Below are 6,432 nucleotides of genomic sequence, written 5' to 3'. Positions count from 1 at the left end.
GGGGTAGAGCGCGAGGTAGGCCGAGAACAGCAGCACCGCGAGCGCGGCCATCCAGGCCGGCATCTCGCCGTAGACGTGCATGCTGATATAGAGCCACCAGATGCCGGACAGGAACCAGCCCAGCCCGAAGGCGTAGCCAAGCGCGGCGGCATCGCGCGCGCGGCGGGTGTCGAACAGCAGCGCGGCCAGTCCCGCCAGCGCCAGCAGCTGCAGCCACCACCAGTCCCGCGGCGCGAAGGCCTGGGTATGGGCGACGCCGAGCACGCCGGCCAGCAATAGATGGCCCCAGCGCGCGCGGCGGTGGGTGTCGCTCAGCGGTGTTTCGAGTTCGGCAGCGGCGGCGCCGTTCCAGCCCTGCGCCAGCCGCTTCATGCGTTGGCCACGGCGTCGGTGAGCGCGGGCGCTTCACGCCGGACCAGCAGCAGGTGCAGCTGGCGCGCATCGGCGCGCAGCACCTCGAAGCGCAGCGGCGGCAGCGTGATGATTTCCCCGCGGTGCGGCACGTGGCCGACATGGTTGGTCAGCAGGCCGCCGACCGTATCGACGTCGTCGTCGGGGAACTGGGTGCCGAAGGCCTCGTTGAACTGCTCGATCTCGGTCAGCCCGTGCACGCGCCAGCTGCCGTCGGGCAGCGGCACGATATTGTCGTCATCTTCGTCGAGATCGAATTCGTCCTCGATGTCGCCGACGATCTGTTCCAGCACGTCCTCGATGGTGACCAGCCCGGCGACACCGCCGTACTCGTCGACCACGATCGCGATGTGATTGCGGTTGTTGCGGAATTCGCGCAGCAGGATGTTCAGGCGCTTGGACTCGGGGATGAAGACCGCCGGCCGCAGCATCTCGCGCAGGTCGAAGTCGCTGTCGGTGTAGTAGCGCAGCAGGTCCTTGGCGAGCAGGATGCCGATGATGTTGTCGCGGCTGCCTTCGTAGACCGGAAAGCGCGAGTGCGCGGTCTCCTGCATGAAGGGGATGAAGGCTTCCGGCGCATCGGCGATATTGACCGCGTCCATCTGGGCGCGCGGCACCATGATGTCGCGCGCGGTCAATTCCGAGACCTGGAACACGCCTTCGATCATCGAGAGCGACTCGGCGTCGATCAGATTGCGGGCGTGGGCGTCCTGGAGGACTTCGAGCAATTCTGCCCGCGATTCGGGCTCGGGAGAAATCAGATCGCTCAGTCGTTCGAGCAGGGACCGGGGCCGGTCGACTGGTTTCGAACTAGGGTAAGGGTCGTTCATGGCGCAAGTTGCGCGTGGTGGATACCGGAGCAAGCATACACCAATTGTTTTTCGGTTCAGACCGGGGGCGGCCGGGGGTTGGCGCCACCGCCGGTCCGATGCGGCGCCGGGGTCGCACGGGCGGCGCCGCGCCGGAGGGATCGCGCCGGCCCCGTGCGGGGCGCGGGCGCAAGGTTTCGGTAGGCGGGCTCGGTCCGAATTTCGGCCCGGACCTCAGGCCGGATCTCGGGCCGAATATCGGGCCGGGCCGGGCCCGGTCCGGCCCCGGGACTCAGTGCCCCAGGCGCGGGCCGCGGTCGTCGCGGTACGGGTCGGCAAAGCCCAGCGCCAGCAGCGTCTCGGTCTCGATGGCCTCCATCTCCTCGGCCTCGGCGTCGTCCTCGTGCTCGTAGCCCTGGGCGTGCAGCGCGCCGTGCACCAGCAGATGCGCGTAGTGGGCCTCGAGCGGCTTGCCCTGTTCGCGCGCCTCGCGCTCGACCACGGGGCAGCACAGCACGATGTCGGCGCTGACCGGATCGTCGTCGTGCTCGGCATAGGCAAAGGTCAGCACATTGGTCGCGTAGTCCTTGCCGCGGAAGCCCCGGTTCAGCGCGCGGCCCTCGTCCTCGTCGACGAAGCGCACGGTCAGCTGGGCATCGGCGAACAGCGCCGAGCGCAGCCAGGTCTGCACGCGCGCGCGCGGCGGCAGGCCGCGACGGCCGCGGATGCCGTCGCCGTACTGCACGTCCAGCGTCAGTTCGGGCGGCGTGGCCGGCGTGCCGGTGGTGGTCAGCTGCGGCGTGGCGGTGACCGCCACCGCCAGCGCATCGTGGCTGTCGGGGCGGGCGAGCAGGCCCGCGCGCTGGCGCGGGTCGCTGTGCTCGGCCAGCAGCGACACCACGCCGTCGGCGGCTTGCGACAGGTCGACGGTCAGGCTGCGGCCGTCGGGCAGCTGCACGCGCAGCGCGTGCGCGGCGCTCTTGCGGGCCCGGCCTTCGCCGTCGAACAGGATCAGGCTGGGCGCTGGGTTCTTGCTGGTCAAATCAGGTGTCCTTGTGCTGGGCGTGGTATTCGTCGTAGGCCTCGACGATGCGTGCCACCAGCGGATGGCGCACCACGTCGATGCTGGTAAAGCGCGTCGCGGCGACACCGCGCACGTCGCGCAGCACGTGCTGCGCTTCGATCAGGCCGCTCTTCTGGCCGCGCGGCAGGTCGATCTGCGTGGTGTCGCCGGTGATCACCGCCTTGGAGCCGAAGCCGATCCGCGTCAGGAACATCTTCATCTGCTCCGGCGTGGTGTTCTGCGCCTCGTCCAGGATGATGAAGGCGTGGTTCAGCGTGCGGCCGCGCATATAGGCGAGCGGCGCGATCTCGATCATCTGGCGCTCGAACATCTTCTGCGTGCGGTCGAAGCCGAGCAGGTCGTACAGCGCGTCGTACAGCGGGCGCAGGTACGGATCGACCTTCTGCGCCAGGTCGCCGGGCAGAAAGCCCAGCCGCTCGCCGGCCTCGACCGCGGGCCGGGTCAGCACGATGCGCTTGACCGCGTCGCGCTCGAGCGCATCGACCGCGCAGGCTACCGCCAGATAGGTCTTGCCGGTGCCGGCCGGGCCGATGCCCATGGTCAGGTCGTGCGAGACGATATTGCGCAGGTAGTCGCGCTGCGCGGCGGTGCGGCCGACCAGGCCGGTACGGCGGGTATGCAGCACCGGCGATTCGTCGTCGGCGTCGCCGCCGGCGTCGTTCTCCGCCCCCGGCGGGCCCGCGACATGCGCCGCGTACTGACGCGTCTCGATCAGGCCCAGCTGCACGTCGTCGATCGACAGCGGGGTGCGGGCCTGGTTGTAGAAGCGCTCCAGCGCGGCGGCGGCCTCGTTGGCATTGGCGCCGCGCACCGTCATCTTGTGGCCGCGCCGCTGGATCGTGACGTCCAGCGCCTGTTCGACCTGGCGCAGGTTTTCGTCCAGCGGCCCGCACAGGTTCTGCAGGCGGGCGTTGTCGTCCTTGGGCGCCACGAATTCAGCGGAAGGAATTTTCATCGGGAGAGCGCTCCGTTCTTGTTCGTCGTTGGGCGTGCGATGGCCACGTGCCGGCCGCGGTCCTCGGCGGACTCGCGGCCCGGCGATCGTGCCTTCGATCGTCCCACTACCGGCACTCCTGGCACTCCTTGCACTACTGGCGCACCACGATCTCGCCGCGCAGCGAATGCGGGAAGGCCTCGGTGATGGTCACCTCGACCATCTGCCCGATCAGCCGGTCGCGGCTGGCCTGCGGCACGCCGGGCAGCGCAAAGTTGACCACGCGGTTGTTCTCGGTGCGGCCGTGCAGCTCGGTCGGGTCCTTGCGCGCCGGGCCCTCGACCAGGATGCGCTGCACCGTGCCGACCATGCCGCGGCTGATGCGCTGCACGTTTTCCTCGATGGTCGCCTGCAGCCGTTGCAGGCGGCGCAGCTTGACCTCGTGCGGCGTGTCGTCGTGCAGGTTGGCAGCGGGCGTGCCGGGCCGCGGGCTGAAGATGAACGAGAACGAGGTGTCGTAGCCGATCTCCTCGACCATCGCCATCAGCTTGTCGAAATCGGCATCGGTCTCGCCGGGGAAACCGACGATGAAGTCCGACGACATCGACATGGTCGGCCGGATCGCGCGCAGCTTGCGGATGATGCTCTTGTATTCGAGCACGCTGTAGCCGCGCTTCATCGCCATCAGGATGCGGTCCGAGGCGTGCTGCACCGGCAGGTGCAGGTGGTCGACCAGCTTGGGCACGCGTGCATAGACGTCGATCAGCCGCGCGGTGAATTCCTTCGGGTGGCTGGTGGTGTAGCGGATCCGCTCGATGCCCGGGATCTCGGCCACATATTCGATCAGCAGCGCGAAGTCGGCGATCTCGCTGGTGTCGCCCATGCGGCCGCGGTAGGCGTTGACGTTCTGCCCCAGCAGCGTGACCTCGCGCACGCCCTGGTCGGCCAGGCCCGCGATCTCGGCCAGCACGTCGTCGAAGGGGCGCGACACTTCCTCGCCGCGGGTATAGGGCACCACGCAGTAGCTGCAGTACTTCGAGCAGCCTTCCATGATCGACACGAAGGCGCTCGGGCCTTCGACGCGCGCGGGCGGCAGATGGTCGAACTTCTCGATCTCGGGGAAGGAGATATCGACCTGCGAATGGCCGCTCTGGCGGCGGCGCGCGATCATCTCGGGCAGCCGGTGCAGCGTCTGCGGGCCGAACACGACGTCGACATACGGCGCGCGCGAGACGATGGCCGCGCCTTCCTGGCTGGCCACGCAGCCGCCGACGCCGATCACCAGGTCGGGTTTGGCGGCCTTCAGCGCCTTCATCCGTCCCAGTTCGGAGAACACCTTTTCCTGCGCCTTCTCGCGTACCGAGCAGGTGTTGAACAGGATCACGTCGGCGTCTTCGGGGTTGTCGGTCTTTTCCAGGCCCTGGCTGGCGTGCAGTACGTCGACCATCTTGTCGGAGTCGTACTCGTTCATCTGGCAGCCATAGGTCTTGACGAAGACCTTTTTCGTGGGCGCGGCAGGGGCGGCGGCGGGCTGGGCCGGGGCGGCCTGGGTGTCTTGGGGACGTGGATTCATGGTGCCGATCTCAGTGGTTGACCTGGGGGCATCGGATGCTTCAGGGGGCGTTACATGGCCTGCCGCGCGGCCCGCCGCGGGGGCCGGCGCCAGGCGGGTGGACAGGCGGACAGGCAGGCGGGGACGGGGCAGGCGGGACAGCCCGCTATTCTACCCGCTCGGCACATGGGGCGTCCGGTGCGAATGCGCCGGGGCTGATACACTACGGGCCTTCCGAACCTGGAAGCGGAGGCAGTCGTTCCGCTTCCCCGGCGCCCTTCGCCCCGCCCAAGCAGGCGGTGACGGCGGCAGCCGGCCAGTCGCCACTATCCATGCCGGCCCCGACGATTGGCGCATCCGTGCGCAAGGGGCGGCCGAAACGAATTCCATGTCTTTTTCCGAACTAGGCTTGTCTGACAAGCTTGTACGCGCCGTGGCGGAGCAGGGCTATACCACGCCCACGCCGATCCAGGCACAAGCCATTCCCGCGATCCTGAAGGGCGGCGACCTGCTCGCCGGCGCCCAGACCGGTACCGGCAAGACCGCCGGTTTCACCCTGCCGATGCTGCAGCTGCTGTCGCGGGCCGAGCCGCCCGCGCGCGGCGAGCGGCCCCGCATCCGCGCGCTGGTGCTGACGCCGACGCGCGAACTGGCCGCGCAGGTCGAAGAGAGCGTGCGCAACTACGGCAAGTACCTGCGCCTGCGTTCGATGGTGATGTTCGGCGGCGTCGGCATCCATCCGCAGATCGAGCAGCTCAAGCGCGGCGTCGATATCGTGGTGGCCACGCCGGGTCGTCTGCTGGACCACGTGGGCCAGCGCACCATCGATCTGTCGCATGTCGAGATGCTGGTGCTGGACGAGGCCGACCGCATGCTGGACATGGGCTTCATCCATGACATCCGCAAGATCCTGAACGTGCTGCCGCCCAAGCGGCAGAACCTGCTGTTCTCCGCGACGTTCTCCGACGAGATCCGCGCGCTGGCCGACCGCCTGCTCGACAATCCGGCCTCGATCGAGGTCGCGCGCCGCAACACCACGGCCGAGACCGTGGCGCAGCGCGTCTACGCGGTCGATCGCGAGCGCAAGCGCGAACTGCTGGCGCACCTGGTGCGCGAGAACGACTGGCATCAGGTGCTGGTCTTCACCCGCACCAAGCACGGCGCCAACCGGCTGGCCGAGCAACTGAGCAAGGAAGGCCTGTCGGCGCTGGCGATCCACGGCAACAAGAGCCAGTCGGCGCGCACGCGCGCGCTGTCCGAGTTCAAGGCCGGCACGCTGCGGCTGCTGGTGGCGACCGACATCGCCGCGCGCGGCATCGATATCGACCAGCTGCCCCATGTGGTCAACTTCGACCTGCCCAACGTGCCGGAAGACTATGTGCACCGGATCGGCCGTACCGGCCGTGCCGGCGCCGAGGGCGAGGCGGTGTCGCTGGTCTGCGTCGACGAGCATGGCCTGCTGCGCGACATCGAGCGCCTGATCAAGCGCCAGCTCGAGCAGATCGTGCTGCCGGGCTTCGAACCGGATCCGACCATCGCCCCCGAGCCGATCCAGAAGGGCCGCCAGGCGCGCGGCCAGAATGGCGGTGGAGGACGGGGACGTCCGCAGGGGAATGGCGGGGGCAATGGCGGGGGCAATGGT

General features: G+C 68.8%; 5 protein-coding genes and 1 pseudogene. 1 reads left to right on the top strand and 5 read right to left on the bottom strand.

The genetic code is table 11. The annotated features are described in order from the left end of the window. The 5 genes and pseudogenes from AC6EI8_RS23070 to miaB all read right to left on the bottom strand — a co-directional run. Positions 1 to 372 (bottom strand): annotated as a pseudogene (locus tag AC6EI8_RS23070) (apolipoprotein N-acyltransferase); the annotation flags it as partial. Continuing rightward, the gene (locus AC6EI8_RS23065) at positions 369 to 1,241 is read right to left on the bottom strand and encodes a CorC family transporter (protein WP_149316797.1); all 873 of its coding nucleotides are present in this window, start codon (positions 1,239 to 1,241) and stop codon (positions 369 to 371) included. The pseudogene AC6EI8_RS23070 and the gene AC6EI8_RS23065, both read right to left, overlap by 4 nt. Before the next feature lie 271 nt (positions 1,242 to 1,512). Continuing rightward, on the bottom strand, positions 1,513 to 2,262 hold the full coding sequence (gene ybeY, locus AC6EI8_RS23060) for an rRNA maturation RNase YbeY (RefSeq protein WP_150083312.1): 750 nt from the start codon (positions 2,260 to 2,262) through the stop codon (positions 1,513 to 1,515). A gap of 1 nt (position 2,263) precedes the next feature. Continuing rightward, positions 2,264 to 3,259 (bottom strand): PhoH family protein, encoded by a 996-nt coding sequence (locus AC6EI8_RS23055; protein ID WP_149316799.1) that lies wholly within the window; start codon positions 3,257 to 3,259, stop codon positions 2,264 to 2,266. A 133-nt stretch (positions 3,260 to 3,392) separates the two neighbouring features. Beyond that, entirely contained in the window at positions 3,393 to 4,709 is a 1,317-nt protein-coding gene (gene miaB / locus AC6EI8_RS23050) for a tRNA (N6-isopentenyl adenosine(37)-C2)-methylthiotransferase MiaB (protein WP_262484850.1), read from the bottom strand. A 469-nt stretch (positions 4,710 to 5,178) separates the two neighbouring features. Between miaB and AC6EI8_RS23045 the strand changes: the two genes are divergently transcribed. Beyond that, on the top strand, positions 5,179 to 6,432 hold a 1,254-nt coding region (locus tag AC6EI8_RS23045), incomplete at its 3' end, for a DEAD/DEAH box helicase (RefSeq protein WP_498382978.1).

The organism is Cupriavidus sp. R6-3 (assembly GCF_059772245.1).
Note: the sequence above shows the minus strand (reverse complement) of the source record. Positions and strands in the feature narration are given on the sequence as shown.